Source organism: Bordetella tumulicola (assembly GCF_054779135.1).
This window is the reverse complement of the sequence record NZ_BAAGYU010000007.1, coordinates 1,299,569-1,319,230: the sequence shown is the minus strand read 5'-3', so window position 1 is coordinate 1,319,230 and position 19,662 is coordinate 1,299,569. Positions and strand designations below refer to the sequence as shown.

The 19,662-nt window shown below is 61.1% G+C and carries 18 protein-coding genes; 14 read left to right on the top strand and 4 right to left on the bottom strand.

From position 1 onward, the window contains the following. Positions 1 to 108 precede the first annotated feature (108 nt). Genes ACYVDM_RS14405 through ACYVDM_RS14395 form a run of 3 tightly spaced genes read left to right on the top strand, consistent with a single transcriptional unit; the run spans position 109 to position 2,162 of the window. Complete coding sequence (locus tag ACYVDM_RS14405) at positions 109 to 411, top strand: helix-turn-helix domain-containing protein (RefSeq protein ID WP_415792769.1); 303 nt, start codon at positions 109 to 111, stop codon at positions 409 to 411. 19 nt (positions 412 to 430) lie between these two features. After that, on the top strand, positions 431 to 1,798 hold the full coding sequence (locus ACYVDM_RS14400; RefSeq protein WP_415792770.1) for a type II toxin-antitoxin system HipA family toxin: 1,368 nt from the start codon (positions 431 to 433) through the stop codon (positions 1,796 to 1,798). A gap of 22 nt (positions 1,799 to 1,820) precedes the next feature. Continuing rightward, the gene (locus ACYVDM_RS14395) at positions 1,821 to 2,162 is read left to right on the top strand and encodes a hypothetical protein (RefSeq protein ID WP_415792771.1); all 342 of its coding nucleotides are present in this window, start codon (positions 1,821 to 1,823) and stop codon (positions 2,160 to 2,162) included. Positions 2,163 to 2,320: 158 nt separating this feature from the next. Here ACYVDM_RS14395 and ACYVDM_RS14390 read toward each other — a convergent pair whose 3' ends face one another. Further along, positions 2,321 to 3,265 (bottom strand): YicC/YloC family endoribonuclease, encoded by a 945-nt coding sequence (locus tag ACYVDM_RS14390; RefSeq protein ID WP_415792772.1) that lies wholly within the window; start codon positions 3,263 to 3,265, stop codon positions 2,321 to 2,323. A 298-nt stretch (positions 3,266 to 3,563) separates the two neighbouring features. Here ACYVDM_RS14390 and rph point away from each other — a divergent pair, with 298 nt between their 5' ends. Further along, positions 3,564 to 4,307, top strand: a complete 744-nt coding sequence (rph, locus tag ACYVDM_RS14385; protein WP_415792773.1) for a ribonuclease PH — start codon at positions 3,564 to 3,566, stop codon at positions 4,305 to 4,307. 135 nt (positions 4,308 to 4,442) lie between these two features. After that, positions 4,443 to 5,444 carry a hypothetical protein gene (locus tag ACYVDM_RS14380; protein WP_415792774.1) on the top strand — a complete coding sequence of 334 codons (1,002 nt, stop codon included), beginning with the start codon at positions 4,443 to 4,445 and terminating at the stop codon, positions 5,442 to 5,444. A 103-nt stretch (positions 5,445 to 5,547) separates the two neighbouring features. On the opposite strand, the gene ACYVDM_RS14375 is transcribed toward ACYVDM_RS14380, so the two are convergent. Both ACYVDM_RS14375 and ACYVDM_RS14370 read right to left on the bottom strand, forming a co-directional pair. Further along, positions 5,548 to 6,921 (bottom strand): MmgE/PrpD family protein, encoded by a 1,374-nt coding sequence (locus ACYVDM_RS14375; RefSeq protein ID WP_415792775.1) that lies wholly within the window; start codon positions 6,919 to 6,921, stop codon positions 5,548 to 5,550. A 35-nt stretch (positions 6,922 to 6,956) separates the two neighbouring features. Next, the gene (locus ACYVDM_RS14370; protein WP_415792776.1) at positions 6,957 to 8,117 is read right to left on the bottom strand and encodes an acyl-CoA dehydrogenase family protein; all 1,161 of its coding nucleotides are present in this window, start codon (positions 8,115 to 8,117) and stop codon (positions 6,957 to 6,959) included. 119 nt (positions 8,118 to 8,236) lie between these two features. Here ACYVDM_RS14370 and ACYVDM_RS14365 point away from each other — a divergent pair, with 119 nt between their 5' ends. The 7 genes from ACYVDM_RS14365 to ACYVDM_RS14335 all read left to right on the top strand — a co-directional run bounded on the left by ACYVDM_RS14365 (position 8,237) and on the right by ACYVDM_RS14335 (position 16,475). Further along, positions 8,237 to 9,166, top strand: coding sequence for a LysR family transcriptional regulator (locus ACYVDM_RS14365; protein ID WP_415792777.1), 930 nt, complete (start codon positions 8,237 to 8,239; stop codon positions 9,164 to 9,166). A gap of 186 nt (positions 9,167 to 9,352) precedes the next feature. Then, positions 9,353 to 9,982 (top strand): RdgB/HAM1 family non-canonical purine NTP pyrophosphatase, encoded by a 630-nt coding sequence (gene rdgB, locus ACYVDM_RS14360; RefSeq protein ID WP_415792778.1) that lies wholly within the window; start codon positions 9,353 to 9,355, stop codon positions 9,980 to 9,982. Further along, positions 9,983 to 11,200, top strand: coding sequence for a radical SAM family heme chaperone HemW (hemW, locus tag ACYVDM_RS14355; protein WP_415792779.1), 1,218 nt, complete (start codon positions 9,983 to 9,985; stop codon positions 11,198 to 11,200). A gap of 199 nt (positions 11,201 to 11,399) precedes the next feature. Next, entirely contained in the window at positions 11,400 to 12,812 is a 1,413-nt protein-coding gene (glnA, locus tag ACYVDM_RS14350) for a type I glutamate--ammonia ligase (protein WP_415792780.1), read from the top strand. Positions 12,813 to 12,873: 61 nt separating this feature from the next. Beyond that, positions 12,874 to 13,941, top strand: coding sequence for a nitrogen regulation protein NR(II) (glnL, locus tag ACYVDM_RS14345; protein WP_415792781.1), 1,068 nt, complete (start codon positions 12,874 to 12,876; stop codon positions 13,939 to 13,941). Further along, the gene (gene ntrC, locus ACYVDM_RS14340; protein WP_415792782.1) at positions 13,938 to 15,500 is read left to right on the top strand and encodes a nitrogen regulation protein NR(I); all 1,563 of its coding nucleotides are present in this window, start codon (positions 13,938 to 13,940) and stop codon (positions 15,498 to 15,500) included. Before glnL ends, ntrC begins: the two co-directional genes overlap by 4 nt. 174 nt (positions 15,501 to 15,674) lie before the next feature. Continuing rightward, positions 15,675 to 16,475, top strand: coding sequence for a hypothetical protein (locus tag ACYVDM_RS14335; protein ID WP_415792783.1), 801 nt, complete (start codon positions 15,675 to 15,677; stop codon positions 16,473 to 16,475). 136 nt (positions 16,476 to 16,611) lie between these two features. On the opposite strand, the gene ACYVDM_RS14330 is transcribed toward ACYVDM_RS14335, so the two are convergent. Next, positions 16,612 to 17,523, bottom strand: coding sequence for a LysR family transcriptional regulator (locus ACYVDM_RS14330; RefSeq protein WP_415792784.1), 912 nt, complete (start codon positions 17,521 to 17,523; stop codon positions 16,612 to 16,614). 168 nt (positions 17,524 to 17,691) lie between these two features. Here ACYVDM_RS14330 and ACYVDM_RS14325 point away from each other — a divergent pair, with 168 nt between their 5' ends. Beyond that, positions 17,692 to 18,390 carry a pirin family protein gene (locus ACYVDM_RS14325; protein ID WP_415792785.1) on the top strand — a complete coding sequence of 233 codons (699 nt, stop codon included), beginning with the start codon at positions 17,692 to 17,694 and terminating at the stop codon, positions 18,388 to 18,390. A 273-nt stretch (positions 18,391 to 18,663) separates the two neighbouring features. Then, entirely contained in the window at positions 18,664 to 19,548 is an 885-nt protein-coding gene (locus ACYVDM_RS14320; protein WP_415792786.1) for a pirin family protein, read from the top strand. The last annotated feature ends 114 nt before the right edge of the window (positions 19,549 to 19,662 follow it).

Sequence of the window (19,662 nt, the reverse complement as noted above, 5' to 3'; positions counted from 1 at the left end):
CTTGTTTATGGCAAAATAATACCTATATTAGTTATTACACTACTTTGGTGCTATAACGATAGCTATCTCTCTATAGTGAGCCTCTCGTGACTCACAAAAGGTGACACGATGAACAGCCTATCCGACATTGCCGCCACACTGCGGGCGCGTTTACGTCAACAGGGCCAGACCCAAGCCGGCTTGCGCGAATCCGCGGGCATTGCGCAGCGCACCTTGACCAACGTCCTCAGCGGTGAGCAGGATTTCAAGGTCAGCACTTTGCTCGCCCTGGCTGACCGCCTGGGCCTGGAAATGATGCTCGTCCCCAAGGGGGCGGTGGTCGGCATGGACGCAGGGGGCGCCGCCAAGGCCAAGATCCCCACCCGTATCGAGGTCGCGCGGCGACAACTGAGCGACGCCTCCTCAGAATGACCCTGAACGGAGCCACCTCATGAATGTTCAAGCATTAGCGATTTTCGTCGGCACGCAGCGCGTGGGCGTGCTGTTTCAATACAGCATGCCGGGTGCGGATGTCGTCACGCGTTTCGTCGCCGACGATACCTTTGCCCGGCAGGCCGCGGCCCCTGTCGTCTCAGTGTCCTATTTGGCCGACTCCGCCGAAGACCAGGCCGCATTCTGGGCCGACGTGCGCAGCGAACCGCTCAACGGCCGCCATTCCTCGCAGAATGGCTGGCTGTTGCCGGCATTTTTCCAGAACCTGTTGCCCGAGGGCGTGTTCCGCGATCATGTCGCCCGGGTGCGCGGTTGCGATCCCAAAGATCATTTCGAAATGCTGGCCGCGTGCGGCGGCGATCTGCCGGGCAACGTCTACGCGCGGCCCGTCGAGCTCTCGCGCAACGAACTCGCGCACTATGTGACCCAAGATCAGGACGCCCTGGAGATGACCGTCACGGCGGATCCCATGGAGCAGGGCGTTTCCCTCTCGGGCGTGCAGCCCAAGCTGGGCGTGATTAAGCAAGGCCAACGCTACGTCGGGCGAACTCGCGAGCACGACACCCATATCATTGCCAAGTTGCCTGTCGTCGGCCAGCCCCTGCTACCCGAGCTCGAAGCGCTCTCCCTCCAACTGGCACAGGCAGCGGGCGCCACCGTTTGCCAGGCCTATCTCGAGCCCCTGGAAAACCTCGTCGCCGAGCACGGCTACGACCTGGGTGACGCCGATGCGCGCACGCAGTTTCTGGCCGTCGTGCGCTACGATCGTCAACCCGGCAAACGTATTCATTGCGAAGACTTCGCGCAAATACTCGGCGCCATGCCCGAGGAAAAATACCGCGCCGCGACCTATCTCGACGTGGCCGCCGTCCTCATGGCCTTTCCGTCATTGGGCGAGCCCGCCGTGCACGAGCTTTTACGCCGCATGACGGTCAACGAAATGCTCGGCAACCCGGACATGCATCTGAAAAACCTGGGCCTGATCTATCCCGATGGCCGGACGCCGCAGTTCGCGCCCGCCTACGATATCGTTGGCTACGCGGCCTACCATCCGTGTCAGGGTCATGCCTTGCGCATCATGCCCGAGAGCATGGAGCCACGCCGTACCTCGCGAGCGGACGGTGCCCAGGCTGATGGAAAATCCACGATAAAACCCGCACTATCGCCCGCCATGCTGCGCGCCTTTTGTGCCCAACTGCGTATTCCCGAAAAACCCGCTGCCAAGGCCGTGAGCGACTGCGTCAAAGCCGCCCATGCGCAGTGGCCCGCCTTGATCGAACACGCTAAACTCACCGACCGCCAACGGCAGAATCTGCTGACGCATTTTCACTCGCATCCGATGGTGCAATCCGTGCGTGTGAAATAGCCATCCAATCACAGGAATCGACATGAAAATAATAGCTGCGTTAGCCGTTGGTCTGATGTTGACCGCTTGCACCTCTCTGGACGAAACCGTTGCCTCCGCACCCTCGACCACCGTCCAGTCCGCCAAACCGGTCAGCGACGTTCTCGACTGCATCAATAGTGCGTGGGTTCTGCAAGCTACCGTGCGCACCGAGCAGATACCCGGCGGTCACCGCTTATACACCGACGACTCCCGATTCCGCGGCCCGGCCCATGTCGTCGAAATTGTCCAAAACAGCAAAGGGACAACGGTCCGTTATTGGGAGAACACCCAATGGAACACGCAGGAATTTCAGGGTCCTGTGATGGCTTGTACCAGAGGGTAAGTGCCGCTCCTAGTGGCGGCAATGAAGCGGGCTTGGGAAAAATAGGACGTCAGAGCGTTTTCGAACGGCTTGCCTAATGATCTTCGTCACGTGCCAACTGCCATACGATCTAAGGGCGTCAACAATCGTGCCGCCTCAGGATCCCCTCGAGTATCAGGCTACTCAATATTCTGCGCCTGCTCGCGCATTTGCTCGATCAGCAGTTTCAAGTCCATCGCCGCGCGGGTGACGTCCATGCTGCCGGCCTTGGAGCCCAGTGTGTTGGCTTCGCGGTTCATCTCCTGGAACAGGAAATCGAGCCGCTTACCCGCGCTGCCTTTGGCGCTGCCGCGTTTGCTGTCGGCCTTGCCTCCATTGTTCTCAGCACCGCCCAGCAGATGACGTAGTTCTTCCAAATGCGAACGCAATCGTGCGAGTTCTTCGGCGACATCGATGCGCAGGGCGAACAGGTTGGCTTCGTGCGCCAGGCGTTCCGATAGCTCGGTCCCCGAAATGTGATTAAAGCCGCCCGGAAACGCCGTTTCCACGGATTCGCGCAGTTTGTTGGCGAGCTTCTCGCGATGGTCGGTCAATAGTTGGGGCAGATGAGTTTCCACCGATTCGACGATGCGGGCGACGCCGTCGGCGCACTCCATCATGATCGCGGCCAGGCGTTGGCCTTCGCGTTCGCGGCCTTCTTTTAGCTGCGTCAGTGCTTGTTGCCCGGCCTGTACACAGGCGGCGCTCCAGGCTTGGGGATCGAGGGCATCGTTGCCGCGTTGGCCGGGCCAGTTAAACAGCTCGGCCAGACGAGGGGCTTCGACTTCGGGCAGGACAGTGCGCGCGGCCTCGAGTTGCGTGGCCAGGTGTTGCAGCCAGACGGGGTCGAGCTTGCTCAATTCGGTGCCGACGCTACGGGTGTAGGACGCGCGCACTTCGACTTTGCCGCGGCCCAGATTGGCGGTCAGTAGTTCGCGCAGCGGTGTTTCCGCGTGACGCAGTTCGTCGGGCAGACGGAAATACAAGTCCAGATAACGGCTGTTGACGCTGCGCACTTCGAGCGCCAAGGTGCCTTGTTCGATATCGACACGGGCGTTGCCGAAGGCGGTCATGCTGCGAATCATGGGGAATGTCCTGAACGTAATCTGAAAGATGGCAGGGCTGCGTGGGCCCTTGTTTCCAGCAGGATACCGCAAGCCTGTAGGTGATGCTGTAAATGCGCGTTGGCTGCCGATCCGACATTCTGGGTTCCGTAGCCATGCGGGTATGCATCGCATCACAACGCAAGACAACGTCGCGCCACACGCGCCTCGATCCGTCGCAACGATGGCTGCTATGGGGCGTTGACAATGGTGTCGTCACCAAGGCTGACGGGTAACCCCCGTACAATGCCGCGAAACCCTCTCTTTTCAGGAGTCTTCTGTGTCCACATCACCCGTTATCTCTCGTCCTTCGGGCCGCGCCGTCGACGAACTGCGTCCGTTCAGCCTGGAGCGCGGCTTTACGCGTTATGCCGAGGGGTCGGTGCTGGTGCGCGCCGGCAATACGCACGTGCTGTGCACGGCGAGCGTGCTGGAAAAGGTGCCGCCGTTTCTTAAGGGGCGCGGTGAAGGCTGGGTCACGGCGGAATACGGCATGCTGCCGCGCGCCACGCATACGCGCGGCGATCGCGAGGCTGCCCGGGGCAAACAAAGTGGCCGCACGCAGGAAATCCAGCGCCTGATCGGTCGCAGTCTGCGCGCGGTGTTTGATATGCAGGCGCTGGGCGAGCGCACGCTGCATCTGGATTGCGATGTGCTGCAGGCCGATGGCGGCACGCGCTGCGCCAGTATTACGGGCGCCTGGGTCGCAGCGGCGGATGCCGTGGCCTTGTTGATCAAGCGCGGCGATCTCACCATGAACCCCATTCGCGATACGGTCGCGGCGGTGTCCGTCGGGATGGTCAGCGGCCGTCCTGTGCTGGACCTGGATTATGAGGAAGATTCGGCCTGCGATGCGGACGTGAACGTGGTGATGACGGGGGCGGGCGCTTTTGTGGAAGTGCAAGGCACAGGCGAGGGGGCGACGTTTGCGCGTTCGGAACTGGATGCCATGCTGGGCCTGGCGGAGCACGGGATCGCACAATTAGTGCAAGCGCAGCACGCTGCGATGCAGTCTGTGCGCTAAGGCCCGGCCGCAACTAAAAAAGTCACAAGAGTGTTGCGAAGGGTCACGATGTAAAAGATAGCATTGCGTGCGCGGTCGCAAGTCAATCTCTGTTGATATAACCCTGTTGTTTGGGTAACCAGGGGTATAAATAAGATGATCGGCTTGCGTACGTTGTCATGCGCGGTGGCTTTGCTCTGTCTCGCGGGCTGTTCCAGCGGCCGTTATTATTCTCACCCCGACTTGATGGTGCCGGTCTCGGCTGCCGATTCGGCTGCGGCGCTATCGGCCAGCTTGACCGAAGGCACTTGCCCAGTGCCAATGGCGCAGACGGTATCGAATGACGGCGCCGTGACGAATAACAAGAAGAACACTATCTTCGTGCATCCAGGCATGTTGTCATCGAGCGCCCGCTGGGATCAAGGGTTGGCCGTAGACGGCGGGAAATGGCTGGTGCAGCGCGGCTATGCCGCCCGAATTCTGGAAGTACACGGCCGCGATCCGGAGCGTATTTCGCAGGTCATGGTTGGTGATCCGGGGACGCATTTCATAGGCCTGCACTACAGTTTGGGAGGCCGTGCGGATCTGGTGGTGCGCAGTGTCGCTGCCACGGCGCGAGCATCAAAGCGCTCGGGCCGGCAGTTGTCCTATTTTCCTGTCGTGATCGATCCCGCGTCGTTCTCCTCGGTGGGCGACGAGCTGGATATGAATTCGCCCTATTTAGGGCAACTGTTCTTGCTTGTGTCCGAAGAAGGCGCTGCATTTCGGACCAGCATTACCTCGGTGTCACGAAAAGTGCTGGACCATGCCAAGACGCATCTTTTGTATGCCGAGGATTTTGGCCTGACTTGGGGCCATTTTGATGTACTGGAAGGCTTGATCGCAGAGCAGCCCACCGATGAGCAGCAGCGAGTGCAAGATGTGTTTGAGGTGATCGCGCGCGGGATTGATGCGGGAACCGACGCGAATCAAATCGAGGGGCAGTTGGATGCGTTGAAAATCGACTATGCACGCGCTGACAAGCGGCCAATATTACGGGCGTGGTTGCAGCATACGCGCGGTGCTTGTGGCAGTCAGCGAACCGCGCAGCAGGCTTGCGAGAGCTCGACGCCACAGAGCACGTGCGGCGTCGAAACGGTCAACGTAGACCGATTTTAAGCTGCTGCGGCCACGGCGCAAAAGATGGGCACGTAATTACATTACGTGCCCATCAACCAGAAAACATAACCTTTAGCGCCGAACTAGGATCTCAGCCAGGACTTCAACGGTTCGGTAATAGTGTCCCCATACGGGCGATGTTTTCCAAATCCCATATGGTGTTGATCAAATCGCGAATTTCCCCTTCGCTCGCCGCCTGTGCATACATCCCCAGGCGCATTACCTTTTCCTCGATTTCTTCGCGGCTCAGCGTATTGCCAGGATCACCTTTCGGCTCATCCACGCGTCCCTGCAGGATGCGCCCATCGGTGGTATGGACCGTGACCTTGCCGATCCAGCGCTCGGGATAGGCAGCATCGACTTCGGGGTCCAGCTCCATACGAACCTTGGTGCGTAGCGCGGCCACGTCGGCGTTGCCCAATGCCGCATCGAACTCGGCCAGACCCGCACGATCTTCGCGGGCGATCAGTGCCAACACGGTGCCCATCGAAAACTTCGATTGGTGCACGGTTTTGGGATCCACCACGGGGCCCAACACGTCGATGGCCCCTTGATGCACATGCGTAATCACTTCGGCGAGATCGGTGTCGCGCAGTTTGTATTCACGCATGACCTGTTGCAGCGCGTCGGCGGCCGGATGAGTGTGACGGCACGACGCGTGATACTTGAACGAGGTCTCCGACAGCGCCCAGCGTTCGCCTAGTCGATCAACGAGCCTGGCGGGATCGGCGTCCGTGGACATGCCGGCGGCCAGGCCTTGCTCGCCTTCCAGAATATGGCTTGCGCCGGTAAAGCCCTCTTTGGCCAAGTAGGCCGCCGTCAGGCCATCGGCCGCGGCTTTGGCGGTATGCAGTTGCTTGGAGTCCGCGGCATCGCGCAGAAATTCCCACAAGCCCGCCGCTTGCGTGCCCGCCGAGCCCAGTGCGTGCAGCATTTGCTCGGCATTCAAATTCAGCAAGCGACCCACGGTCACGGCCGCGGCCAGGGTGCCAGCGGTGCCGGTGGTATGGAAAATCTTGTAGTGCGAGCGGCCCAGGTATTCACCGATACGGATGCCGACCTCGTAGCCGGCTACGGACGCGACCAGCAGGTCCTTGCCGGATCGGCCCAGGGCCTGCGCGACGGCCAGGGCAGGGGGGAAGACGACGGCGGCGGGATGAAACACCGAGCCGTTGTGTACGTCGTCTTGCTCCACGACGTGCGCGGCGGCGGCGTTGACCATCGCCGCGAATAACGGCGAGGTTTTCCGCCGGGAGATCAGGACTTCGGCTGCGCCATCGGTCGGGCCCATGGCGGCGGCATAGCGCTCCATCGCCTGGATCGGGCGCATATTGGCGCCGGCCAGAATCGACGCCAGGCAGTCGATCAACAGATCTTCGGCGCGGCGCAGAACGGGTGCCGGAATGTCTTCAAAGCGCAGGTTGGCGGCAAACTCCGCGAGGGCGGCGCTGGGGTGCGGATGAGGGGTGGCAGTCATGATAAGTGTGTGAATTTCTGCGGATAACGCTGCGATTAAAACGAGCGCGGCATGCCCAATACATGCTCGGCCACGTACGACAGAATCAGGTTGGTCGAGATCGGCGCCACCTGATACAAGCGGGTCTCGCGGAACTTGCGCTCGACGTCATACTCGTTGGCAAAGCCAAACCCGCCGTGGAATTGCAGGCACGCGTTGGCGGCTTCCCACGAGGCATCGGCGGCCAGCAGCTTGGCCATATTGGCTTGCGCGCCGCAGGGCTCGTGCGCATCAAACAGGCGGCAGGCCTCGTAACGCATCAGGCTGGCGGCCTCGACGTTGATGTGCGCGCGCGCGATCGGAAACTGCACGCCCTGATTTTGTCCGATGGGGCGGCCGAACACGATACGCTCTTTGGCGTACGCGCTGACCTTGTCGACAAACCAGTACCCATCGCCAATACACTCGGCGGCGATCAGGGTGCGTTCGGCGTTCAGGCCATCCAGAATATATTTGAAACCCTTTCCTTCCTCGCCGATCAGGTTCTCGGCGGGGATTTCCAGGTTGTCGAAAAACAATTCATTGGTCTCGTGATTGACCATGTTGGGGATCGGGCGCACTGCCATGCCGTGCTTGACGGCATGATGCAGATCGACCAAAAAGATCGACATGCCTTCGGATTTGCGAGTGACCTGCTCCAGCGGCGTGGTGCGGGCCAGCAAAATCATCAGGTCCGAGTGCTGGATACGCGAGATCCAGACCTTTTGCCCGTTGATAACGTAGCGGTCGCCCTTGCGCACGGCCGTGGTTTTGATCTTGGTGGTGTCGGTGCCCGTCGTCGGCTCCGTCACGCCCATCGATTGCAGGCGCAGTTCACCATTTGCGATGCGGGGCAGGTATTCGCGTTTCTGCGCTTCCGAGCCATGGCGCAGCAACGTGCCCATGTTGTACATCTGGCCGTGGCAGGCGCCGGAATTCCCGCCACTGCGATTGATTTCTTCCATGATGACCGAGGCCTCGGTCAGGCCCAGGCCCGAGCCACCATATTCCTGCGGAATCAAGGCGGCCAGCCAACCGGCTTCGGTCAGCGCTTTGACGAATTCCTCGGGGTAACCGCGTTGCTCGTCGATTTTGCGGAAGTACTCACCAGGAAATTGCGAACACAAGTCGCGTACGGCTTCGCGGATATCCTGATAATCGTGATTAGTGCTGGGCATGGTTCGGTTCTATGATGAGGCCAATAAATAACAACGGCACTTTGCCTCAATCCGGGTGGACTTGCCAATTTACGATTAGTTAATACCGGGTTAGCAATAGCCGAAGAACAGAGGAATACATGGCAGGGCACTTTGATCTGACAGATCTGCAACTGATTGTGCATATCGGCGATCGCCAAAGTTTGACACGCGCTGCTGAAAAAACGCACTTGTCCTTGCCGGCGGCCAGTACGCGCATCAAAAACCTGGAAGAGCACTTTGGCACGCAATTACTGTATCGCACCAGCCAAGGCGTGACCTTGACCCCCTCGGGTGAGGCCCTGACGCGTCATGCCCGTACGGTCATGCGGCAGGTCGAGCAGTTGCGCGGCGACATGCAAGAGTTTGCCCGCGGGGTAAAAGGCCATGTGCGCGTGCTGGCCAACACCACCGCCATGACCGAGTTCATGCCCGCCGTGCTGGGGAAGTTTCTGGCCGCGCACCCGGATGTGAACGTCGAGCTGCGCGAGCGACTGAGCTATCTGATCATGCGGGCCGTGGCCGAGGGCTCGGCCGATCTCGGCATCGTGGCGGGCTACACCGCCGACCCAAAGCTGGAATTCATCCCATACCGTAAAGACCGGCTCGTACTGGTGGCGGCCAGCGGTCATCCCCTGGCCAAAGAGAGCGCCGTGGCCTTTGCGGACACGCTGAACAACGACTACGTGGGCCTGTCCGAGTGGAGCGCCATCCATCCGTTTTTAGTGCAAGCCGCCGAGGCCCTCGGGCGGACGTTCAAATTCCGGATCGAGGTCGGTAATTTCGACGCCGTCTGCCGCATGATCGAGCGGGGCGTGGGCATCGGGGTGATCCCCGAGTCCGTCGCACAGCGTTTCGTGCGCGTGCACAAGATCTCCATCGTGCCTCTGACCGACGAATGGGCCATACGCAAATTGCAGATTTGCGTGCGTAGCCGCGAGGCCTTGCCGGCCTTTGCGAGGGAACTGGTCGACATGCTGGTGGCGGACGTCCCCGAGGACGAACGCGAGGAAACGCCGGGGACGAGTTAAAAAGGCGTTAAAACGCTAAGGGACGGATGCGCCAAGACATCAAGGCGAATCTCCCAGATTACGCAACATTGTCGGGTGCAACGACGCACCTGGCCCGCGCCAAGTCGTGCACTCTGTCGTTACGGCGCCCCCATTATCAACCAGTAGCCATCATCCAGACGGACGTCCCCGTCTACAATCTCCGTCATGACCTCTGCATCTATTGATTCCTCTCTGCGCCGCGTGGTGCTGGCCTCGAACAACGTCGGCAAATTGCGCGAATTCTCAGCCCTGTTTGCCCCGCTGGGGATCGAACTCATCCCGCAAAGCGAGCTTGGCGTGCCTGAGGCCGAAGAACCGCACGTCACCTTTGTTGAAAATGCGCTCGCGAAGGCCCGTCACGCTAGTCAACTGACGGGCTTGCCGGCATTGGCCGATGATTCCGGCCTGTGCGTCGCCGCCCTGGATGGCGCGCCCGGCGTGTATTCCGCGCGTTATGCACAGCTAATCGATCCGGACGCGCCTCGAAGCGATGCCGCCAATAACGCCTTGCTGGTCAGTAATCTGGTGGGCGTGGCCGATCGCAGCGCCTGGTACGTGGCCCTGCTGGTGCTCGTGCGTGCGCATGACGACCCGCAGCCACTGATCGGCGAGGGGCTGTGGCACGGTGAAATCATCGATACGCCACGCGGCGATCACGGATTTGGCTACGACCCGTATTTTTTGCTGACCGACCTGGGGCGCACGGCGGCCGAGCTTGAGCCCGCCGAGAAAAACGGCCAGAGCCATCGTGCCCGGGCGTTGCAACAACTCCTGGCCAAACTGGCGCCGCAATAAATGGCCATTACCATTCCCATCCGGCAGGCCGGCGCACCCACCCAGACCCGCCTGAAAACGCCGGCCGGCGCGACCCTGACCAGCCTGCCGCCGCTGTCGGTCTATATTCATGTGCCCTGGTGCGTGCGCAAGTGCCCCTATTGCGACTTTAACTCGCATGCCGTGCCCGCCGAGCTGCCCGAACGCGCCTATCTGGATGCCTTGCGCGCGGATCTGGAGCAGGCCTTGCCCTCGATCTGGGGCCGGCAGGTCATTTCTGTGTTTCTCGGCGGAGGGACACCCAGCCTGCTGTCCGCGGCCGCGCTGGACGAAATCCTGGCCATGCTGCGGGCTTATCTCAACCTCTGGCCCGATGCGGAAATCACGATGGAGGCCAATCCTGGCACGGCCGAGGCAGGGCGCTTTCGGGATTACGCGGCCAGTGGCGTCAATCGACTGTCCCTGGGCATTCAGAGCTTTGACGACGCCCAGCTCAAAAAACTGGGGCGCATCCACGACGCCGCCCAGGCGCGCGCCGCGATTGAAATGGCGCAGCGCGCCGTGTCGCGCGTGAACCTGGACGTCATGTTTGCCCTGCCCGGGCAGGACATGGCCGCCTGTATGGACGATGTGCAGCAGGCGCTGTCGTTTGGTACCGAGCACTTGTCGCTGTACCACCTGACGCTCGAGCCCAATACCGTATTCGCCAAATATCCGCCCACGCTCCCCGACGACGACACCAGCGCCGCCATGCAAGACGCCATCGAGGTCGCGCTCGACACCGCCGGACTGCAGCGCTACGAGGTCTCGGCCTATGCCAAACCCGGTGCTCGCAGCCGCCATAACCTGAATTACTGGGAGTTCGGCGACTATCTGGGCCTGGGACCGGGCGCGCACGGCAAGCTCTCCTTTCATGACCGGATCGTGCGCGAGGCCCGCCTGCGCAGCCCCGACACCTGGATGGCCGGCGCCATGGCGCGCGACGGCAGCCATATTGCCGAGACGCGTTCGGTTGGCCCTGATGAGCTGCCATTTGAGTTCATGCTCAACGCCTTGCGCCTGAAAGAGGGTGTGGCGGCGACGACGTTTAGCGAGCGCACGGGGCTCTCGCTCGCGGCGATTTCTCGTGCGCTACAAGCCGCGACCGCGCGTGGCCTGCTGGACTCCGATCCCACGCGCCTGCGCGCGACTCCACTGGGCTGGCGCTTCCTGAATGATCTGCAGGAAATGTTCCTGTAATCCGATCCGCAATAGATTTGCACTAAATTGGTGCGTTTGTGCACCATAATATGCACTATTATGGGGCGTTGATGCCCCTTATGCATGCGTTTCGCTCGCCATGCCCCGTGATGGATCCTGGCACGCATCTTGCTTTCTACTGTTTATGCCAGCCGGAACGTGGCTTCGTCCCCCGGCGCTTTTATCTAATGGAGATGACATGGCAAGCCCGAAAGACATCCTGAAACAGATCGCCGACAACGAAGTCAAATTCCTGGACTTCCGCTTTACCGACACGATGGGCCGTGAGCACCACGTCTCGGTGCCTACGAGTGCCGTGGACGAAGACAAGCTCGAAAGCGGTCAGGCCTTTGATGGTTCGTCGATTCCGGGGTGGAAGGGCATCGAAGCATCCGACATGTTGCTGATTCCTGACCTGGATACCGCCAACCTGGATCCGTTCCGCGAAGAGCCCACCCTGATCCTGAGCTGCGACGTCGTTGAGCCGTCCGACCTCAAAGGTTACGACCGCGACCCGCGTTCGCTGGCCAAGCGCGCCGAAGCCTACCTGAAGTCCTCCGGCCTGGGCGATACCGCCTACTTTGGTCCGGAACCCGAATTCTTCGTGTTCGACGGCGTGACCTGGAATACCGACATGTCCGGCACCTTCGTCAAGATCAAGTCCGAAGAAGCCCCGTGGTCCTCCGGCCTCGAAATGGAAGGCGGCAACCTCGGCCATCGTCCCTCCGTCAAGGGTGGCTACTTCCCCGTGCCGCCGGTCGACTCGTTCCAGGACATGCGTTCCGAAATGTGCCTGCTGCTCGAGCAAATGGGCGTGCCCGTCGAAGTGCACCACCACGAAGTCGCCGGCGCCGGCCAGTTGGAAATCGGTACCAAGTTCAGCACGCTGGTCAAGCGCGCCGACTGGACCCAGATCATGAAATACGTCGTGCACAACGTGGCCCACGCCTACGGCAAAACCGCGACCTTCATGCCTAAGCCCATCGTTGGCGACAACGGCTCTGGCATGCACGTGCACCAGTCCATCTGGAAAGACGGCCAGAACCTGTTCGCGGGCAACGGCTACGCCGGCCTGTCCGAATTCGCCCTGTACTACATCGGCGGCATCATCAAGCACGCGCGTGCACTGAACGCCATCACCAACCCGGGCACCAACTCGTACAAGCGTCTGGTTCCTCACTACGAAGCCCCGGTCAAGCTGGCGTACTCGGCTCGCAACCGCTCGGCCTCGATCCGTATTCCGTATGTGGGCAACCCCAAGGGCCGTCGCGTCGAAACGCGCTTCCCGGATCCCCTGGCCAACCCGTACCTGGCTTTCTCGGCCTTGATGATGGCCGGTCTGGATGGCGTGCAAAACAAGATCCATCCGGGCGATCCCGCCGACAAAAACCTGTACGACCTGCCGCCCGAAGAGGATGCAAAGATCCCGACCGTCTGCGCCTCGCTCGATCAGGCGCTGGAAGCCCTGGACCAGGACCGCGAGTTCCTGACCCGTGGCGGCGTGTTCAGCAACGAAATGATCGACGCCTATCTGGCACTGAAAGAAGGCGAAGTTCAACGTCTGCGCATGACCACGCACCCGATCGAGTTCGACATGTATTACAGCCTGTGATGTCCATGGCTTAGTGGGGCGGACGGGACGGCCCGCCAGCCCGTCCACCCCGGTGCTGCAAATGATAAATGTTGATGCGTTTGATCTATTGGCCACGGCTGTCCTGCTTCTGAACGAACGCGGGCACGTCGAACAAGCCAACGCTGCGGCCGAAGACCTGTTTGGCCGATCCCGCAAGCAATTGCAAGGGCTATCAGCCGCTACATTATTTGGTCACCCAGAGACCGTACAGTCCTCCATCGATCGTGCCGTAGGCGGTCAGTTTGCCGACGTACGACAGTTATCCTCATTACGTCGCGCGGGCGAATCCGTCGAAGTCACCGTCACGACCGTGTCACTCACCGGCCAAACCTGGCCCGTGCTCATCGAAGCGCGCGAGATCGAACAGCGCGTGCTGGCCGATCGTAACCATCGATTAGTCGAAGAAATCACGGCGCATCGTGAGCTGTTGCGCAACCTCGCGCACGAGGTCAAGAATCCGCTGGGTGGCTTGCGCGGCGCCGCGCAGTTACTCGAGGCCGAGTTGCCCGACGCGGCGCTCACCGAGTACACCCAAGTCATAATTTCCGAAGCTGATCGCCTGCAAGTCCTGGTCGATCGGTTAAGTGGTCCGCAGCGTGTCCCGTTGTCCGCGCGTCCCGTGAATATTCACGAAGTCTGCGAACGCGTGTGCGCGTTGATCCAGGCCGAATTTCGCGACAAGGTCACGCTGGTGCGCGACTACGACGCATCCATGCCCGACCTTGAGGGTGATGCCGCCAGGTTGATGCAGGCCGTGCTGAACGTTACGCGTAACGCCGCCCAGGAGCTCGCTGTGCAGCGCGTGAGCGCGGACACGCCAGCCCCTCAAATCACGCTGCGCACCCGTGTCGCTCGGCAAGTGATGCTGGCGCATCGTCAGCATCGACTGGCGCTGGTATTGGCCATCATCGACAACGGGCCGGGTGTCCCAGAAGCAATACGCGACCGCATTTTCCATCCCCTGGTCACCGCCCGGCCCGGCGGCACGGGGCTGGGCCTGAGTCTTGCCCAGGATTTCGTGCAGCAGCACGGTGGCATTATCGAATTCGAATCACGTCCCAGGCATACTGAATTCCGTCTGGTCTTACCGATGGAGCAGAGACCGTGAACAAACCTGTTTGGATCGTTGATGATGACCAGGCCATCCGTTGGGTCCTGGAAAAAGCCCTGGCTCGTGCCGAAATACCGACGCGTAGCTTTGCCCAAGCCTCGGACGTGCTCGAGGCCCTGGAGGGGGATACGCCCGCCGCGCTGGTCTCCGATATACGCATGCCCGGTGGCAGCGGCCTGGACTTGCTGCGCCAAATCAAAGAGCGCCATCCCCGTCTGGCCGTCATCGTCATGACCGCCTATGCGGATCTGGACAGCACCGTCTCTGCCTTTCAGGGTGGGGCTTTTGATTATCTGGCCAAGCCCTTTGACGTTAACGAAGCCGTCGCGCTGATCGAACGTGCCGTGGTCGAATCCGGCCCCCAGGAAAAGCCAGCCGAAGGCGAGGGCGACACCGCACTGAACAGCGAGCGGATGATGACGCAGTCCGCGTCCACCGCCATGCAAGAGGTATTTCGCGCGATCGGGCGCCTGTCCCAATCCAAAGTCACCGTCTTGATCACCGGCGAATCGGGTACCGGTAAAGAGCTCGTTGCGCGGGCCTTGCACGGCCACGGCGCACGGGCGGGTGGCCCGTTTGTGGCGCTGAACGCCGCCGCCATCCCCCGCGACTTGCTCGAAGCCGAACTCTTTGGTCACGAGCGCGGCGCCTTTACCGGCGCCAACTCCTTGCGCCGCGGCCGCTTCGAAGAAGCCAACGGCGGTACCTTGTTCCTCGACGAAATCGGCGACATGCCGATCGAGTTGCAAACCCGCTTGCTGCGCGTGTTGGCCGAGGGCAGTTTTTATCGCGTGGGTGGCGCGCAACCCGTACGCGTTGACGTGCGTATTGTCGCGGCCACCCACCAACCCCTGGAGCAGCGCGTCGAGCAAGGCCTGTTTCGCGAAGACCTGTTTCACCGTCTCAATGTCATTCGACTGCGCTTGCCGCCGCTGCGCGAGCGCGTGGAAGACATCCCCGCACTGGCCAACCATTTTCTGGCGCTTAGCGCACGCTCGTTGGGCGTGCCCGTCAAGCGCCTGACCCCTGACGCCATCGCTGTTCTGACGCGTTTTGACTTTCCCGGTAATGTTCGGCAGTTGGAGAATTTCTGCCATTGGCTCACGGTCATGGCGCCCGGCCAGATTGTCGAGCGCGCTGATCTGCCGCCCGAAATCCGGGCAATGGAATTGCAACAGCACGACGTCTCACAGGGTGGGAGAGTCGTCTCCGGCACCATGAGTGGCGGTCAGTCCTACGCCGTCGGCACGTCACCCAATACGGTTAACAGCGGTGGTTTTCCGGCCGCGGCGCCCGCGTTCGGCTCACCGAACAGCGGCGCTCGTGTCGATTCGGGCACCCCGGATTGGCAGGGCGCGCTGCTGCGCGAAGCCCAGTATCGACTCGAGCGCGGCGAGCCCGCCGTCATGGCCACGCTGACGCGGCAGTTCGAACGAGTCCTGCTGCAAACCGCGTTGGACGCCAGTCGCGGCCGCCGCGTCGAGGCCGCGACGCGTTTGGGCATCGGCCGCAACACCATCACTCGCAAGCTCAGAGAACTGGGTATCGAGGACTAATCCATTTCGGCCCGCACGTGTAGAAACCCGGTCCTACCCGTGCGGTGCCGACTGCTACACGCAGAGCGCCGTATACATTTCGCTGCAAAAAAATGGGTATAAAAACGCCGCTGTAACCTTGGGAACCTAAGCTCATTGTGTTGAAATAAACACCTAGACCGTTGGGAGTCCGCAGTGTCCGCAGCCAGGCGCAAAAAGCTCGAAGAAGTCGCTACCGATACCAAGGCTAAACCGAAAGGCCCCAAAGCCCGAAAATCGAAAGAAGCCAAGGCTACGGCGCCAAAGATCAAAGAGCCCAAAGTCAAACCTTCCAAGTCCACGGGCGCCGACGCAAAGAAAAAGCGCCCCCCCAAGGCTGTCGAACCTCCCCAGTGGTCACCCGAGACCATTCCCAGCATCCCGCATATGGAAGACGCGGGTATCGCCTTACTCGCCGAGCGCTTGAAAGGCGTAAAGATATTCCTGGAATATGGATCCGGCGGCAGCTCGATCATGGCCGCTCAAGCCGGCATACGCCGCATCTATTCCGTTGATTCGGATTTGATGTTCTTGCAGTCCGTGCAAAAGCGCCTGATTGCCGACGGGATCCCGCGCCGGCGTTATGTGCCCGTCTATGTCGATATTGGCAGGACTGGCAACTGGGGTCGGCCCGTCAACGAAAATCACGCCAAGGATTGGCCAAACTACTGCAGCGCTCCCTGGGTCAGGCTGGAGCAGGCCGGCGAGAAGCCCTCGTTGGTGTTGATCGACGGCCGATTCCGCGTCGCTTCATTTCTGGTCACCGCCATGTTGGCGCCGCCGGGTTGCGTGATCCTGTTTGACGACTATGTCGATCGGCCGGAATATCACATCGTCGAACAGCACCTGAAACCCGTCCGATTCGAGGGCAGGATGGCCGAGTTCATTGTCGCGCCGTTGCTCGACGCCAAGGCCGCGTTGTTCGACCTGCTGCAATACAGCACCGAGTCGCGCTGATCACAATCCGGCGGGCTTTCGCTTATTGGCCGTCACGGCCAGGTTCTCGCACATTGGCCGCGCGCTCGCATACCGGCCAGGTTCTCGTACATTGGTCACGCGCTCGCACACCGGGCAGGATCTTGCCTATCGGCGTTCACATACCGAGTAGGCTCTCGCTCAGCCGTGGCGAACGCAGTTTTTCCAGCCACCATGTCAGGGCTTGCCCAGGGGCTTGCTCGCGCCAGGCATAGACGAGTTGCTCCGTCATGGGTACCACGTCGTCCGTTACGCATTGGACGAGTTGCCCTTGCGAGATATGGGGCGCGGCCAGGCTCAGTGGCAAATACCCGCAACCCACACCACGTATCTGCGCCTCGATCTTGGCCTGCATCGTCGGCATGACGATCAAGGGTTGCTGGTTCAGCAAACCTCGCGTACGGGGCGGTAGATCACGTGACGTATCGGCCACGACTACCGCGCAGTAGCTCGCAATATCGGCGGCCGTCAACGGCCGGTTCAACGCCGCCAGAGGGTGGCGCGGCGAGACGCAAAATCCAAATTGCAGTTCGCCCAGCGGCTGCGACCGATAGGCGCCCGATGGCGCGCCCGCGGCATCCGCGCCGATGACCAGATCCGCGCGTCCGCTAGACAGGGCGTCCCACGTGCCGCTCAAAACCTCGGTAGATAACCGTAGCGTTGTCACCGATGCGCATCCCCGAAATCCTTCGATCAGGTCATACATCGGCGGCCACGGCAGCACCGCGCTCACCGCCACCCGCAGCTCCAGTTCCCAACCCGTTGCCACCCGTTTTACTCGGCCCGCCAGGGCATCCAGCGACTGCAACACCTGCCGGCCGTCCTGTAAGAGCGTCTGGCCCGCCGGCGTCAAACGTGCACGATGCCCGCTGCGGTCAAACAGCAGCACATCCAGCGCGTCCTCGAGCTTACGCACCGAATACGTCACCGCCGAGGGGACTTTGCCCAACTCGCGCGCTGCCTTGGCAAAACTGCCATGGCGCGCAATCGCGTCGATGATGTAGAGCAATTCTGGAGTAATCGCTTGCATGGCGAGGGCTCAGTGAAGGCATGAAGTAAATATTCAAATTAATTGAATGATCTCATCAAATCCGTTCAGCCTCAAGAGACCCTGAAACGCGCAAAATATCATTCATCAGCAGTACAAAGACCGAAACGTCCCAGTCCTGCATATTCAATATTCTGAAAGGAGATAACCATGCTGACCCTGCGCCGTAGCGAAGAACGTGGCCACGCCAACCACGGCTGGCTCGATAGCCATCACACCTTTTCGTTCGCCAATTACTATGATCCGGACCACATGGGCTTTGGTTCGCTGCGCGTCATCAACGATGACCGCATCGCGGCCGGTCGCGGCTTTGGCACGCACGGCCACCGTGACATGGAGATCATCACCTACGTGCTGGACGGTGCCATCGCGCACAAAGACAGCATGGGCAGCGGATCCACCATTCGGCCGGGCGATGTCCAGCGCATGAGCGCCGGGCGGGGCGTACTGCACTCCGAGTTCAACCCGCTATCGGACCAAGGCACGCACCTGTTGCAGATCTGGATCGAGCCCGACGTTACCGGCATCGAGCCCGAATACGAAGAGCTACCCGTGCCAGAAGCCGAAAAGCGCGGCCGCTTGCGTCAGGTCGTCTCGCCCGATGGCGCCGAAGGGTCCATGCGCATCCACCAGGACGCGCGCCTGTATGTCGGCCTGTTCGACGGTGCGGAAACCGCCGAGTTGCCGCTAGCCACCGGCCGCAAAGCCTGGGTGCACGTGGCGCGTGGCCAGGTACAGGTCAACGGTCAGTCCTTGTCGGCCGGCGATGCCGTCGCCCTCACCGACGAAACCACTGTGCGCCTGAGCGACGGCCAACAGGCCGAAATCCTGGTCTTTGACCTGTCCTGACCGGCAAGGCCGGCGTTCCGAGCAACATCCTGAACGCCGGCCATTGACGGGCCATTGACTGGTCATTGGCGGATCAGTCACCGGCCATGCATAGGCGATTCACTGGTCATTCACAGATCATTCACCGGCCATGCGTAGGCGATTCACAGACCATGCAGTGGCTAGTTAATGGCCATTTAGCGATCCTCACCCGGCATACGCCGGGACAATTTGCCCCGGCACCTGCCAGAATGTCGTAAAACAGAACCCACGACGCCCACCACGGAGAACTCCATGCCCCACGTAGAAACTCTCATCGTTCCACGCACCAGCGATTTAGGTGACGGCGTCCACGTACGCCGCGCCTTGCCCTCCGCGCAGCGGCGCACCGTCGGCCCGTTTGTATTCCTCGACGAAATGGGACCGATCTTGTTCGAACCCGGCAAGGGCATGGACGTCAGGCCGCATCCGCACATCGGCCTGTCCACCGTCACCTATCTCTACGAAGGCGCCATGATGCACCGCGACGGCGTAGGTCATGTGCAGGAAATCCTGCCCGGTGAAGTCAACTGGATGACGGCGGGGCGGGGCATCGTGCACTCGGAGCGCAGCCCCAGCGCCGAACGCGGCGCCGGCCACCGATTGGCGGGCCTGCAGTTCTGGGTTGGCCTGCCCAGCCAGCACGAAGAAACCGACCCGGGCTTTGTCCATTACGGCCTGGACGCGCAACCCACCCTCGAAGGTGATGGCGTGCGCGCCCAAATCGTGGCGGGCTCATTGTTTGGTAAAACCTCCTCCGTGCAGACACTATCGCCCTTGTTCCTGGGCGACATCATGATGCAACCCGGCTCGACCGTCGTCATTCCCGCCGAATACGAAGAACGCGCCGCCTATCTCAGTCGCGGTACCGTCGAGATCGAGGGTCAGACCTATCAACCCGGCCAACTGCTTGTTCTCCAGGCCGGCCAACCCGTCACCATTCGCGCCATTGATGACGTACGCTTTGCCATTCTGGGCGGTGAGCCCCTGGACGGCCCGCGATTCGTCTGGTGGAACTTCGTCTCCAGCCGCAAAGACCGCATCGAACAAGCCAAACAAGACTGGCAACGCGATCGCTTCGACCAGGTTGTCCCGGGTGACGAAACCGAATACATCCCGTTGCCGCCACCGAAGGCATGAGGGCGCCGCGTTAGAGTTTGAGGCTTGCGCGCATGACGTGTTGATCGCACCTTGCGGCCATTACGCATGGACATAAGCATTCACCGAGGCTGACGTCAGTTGGCTCTGGGGCCG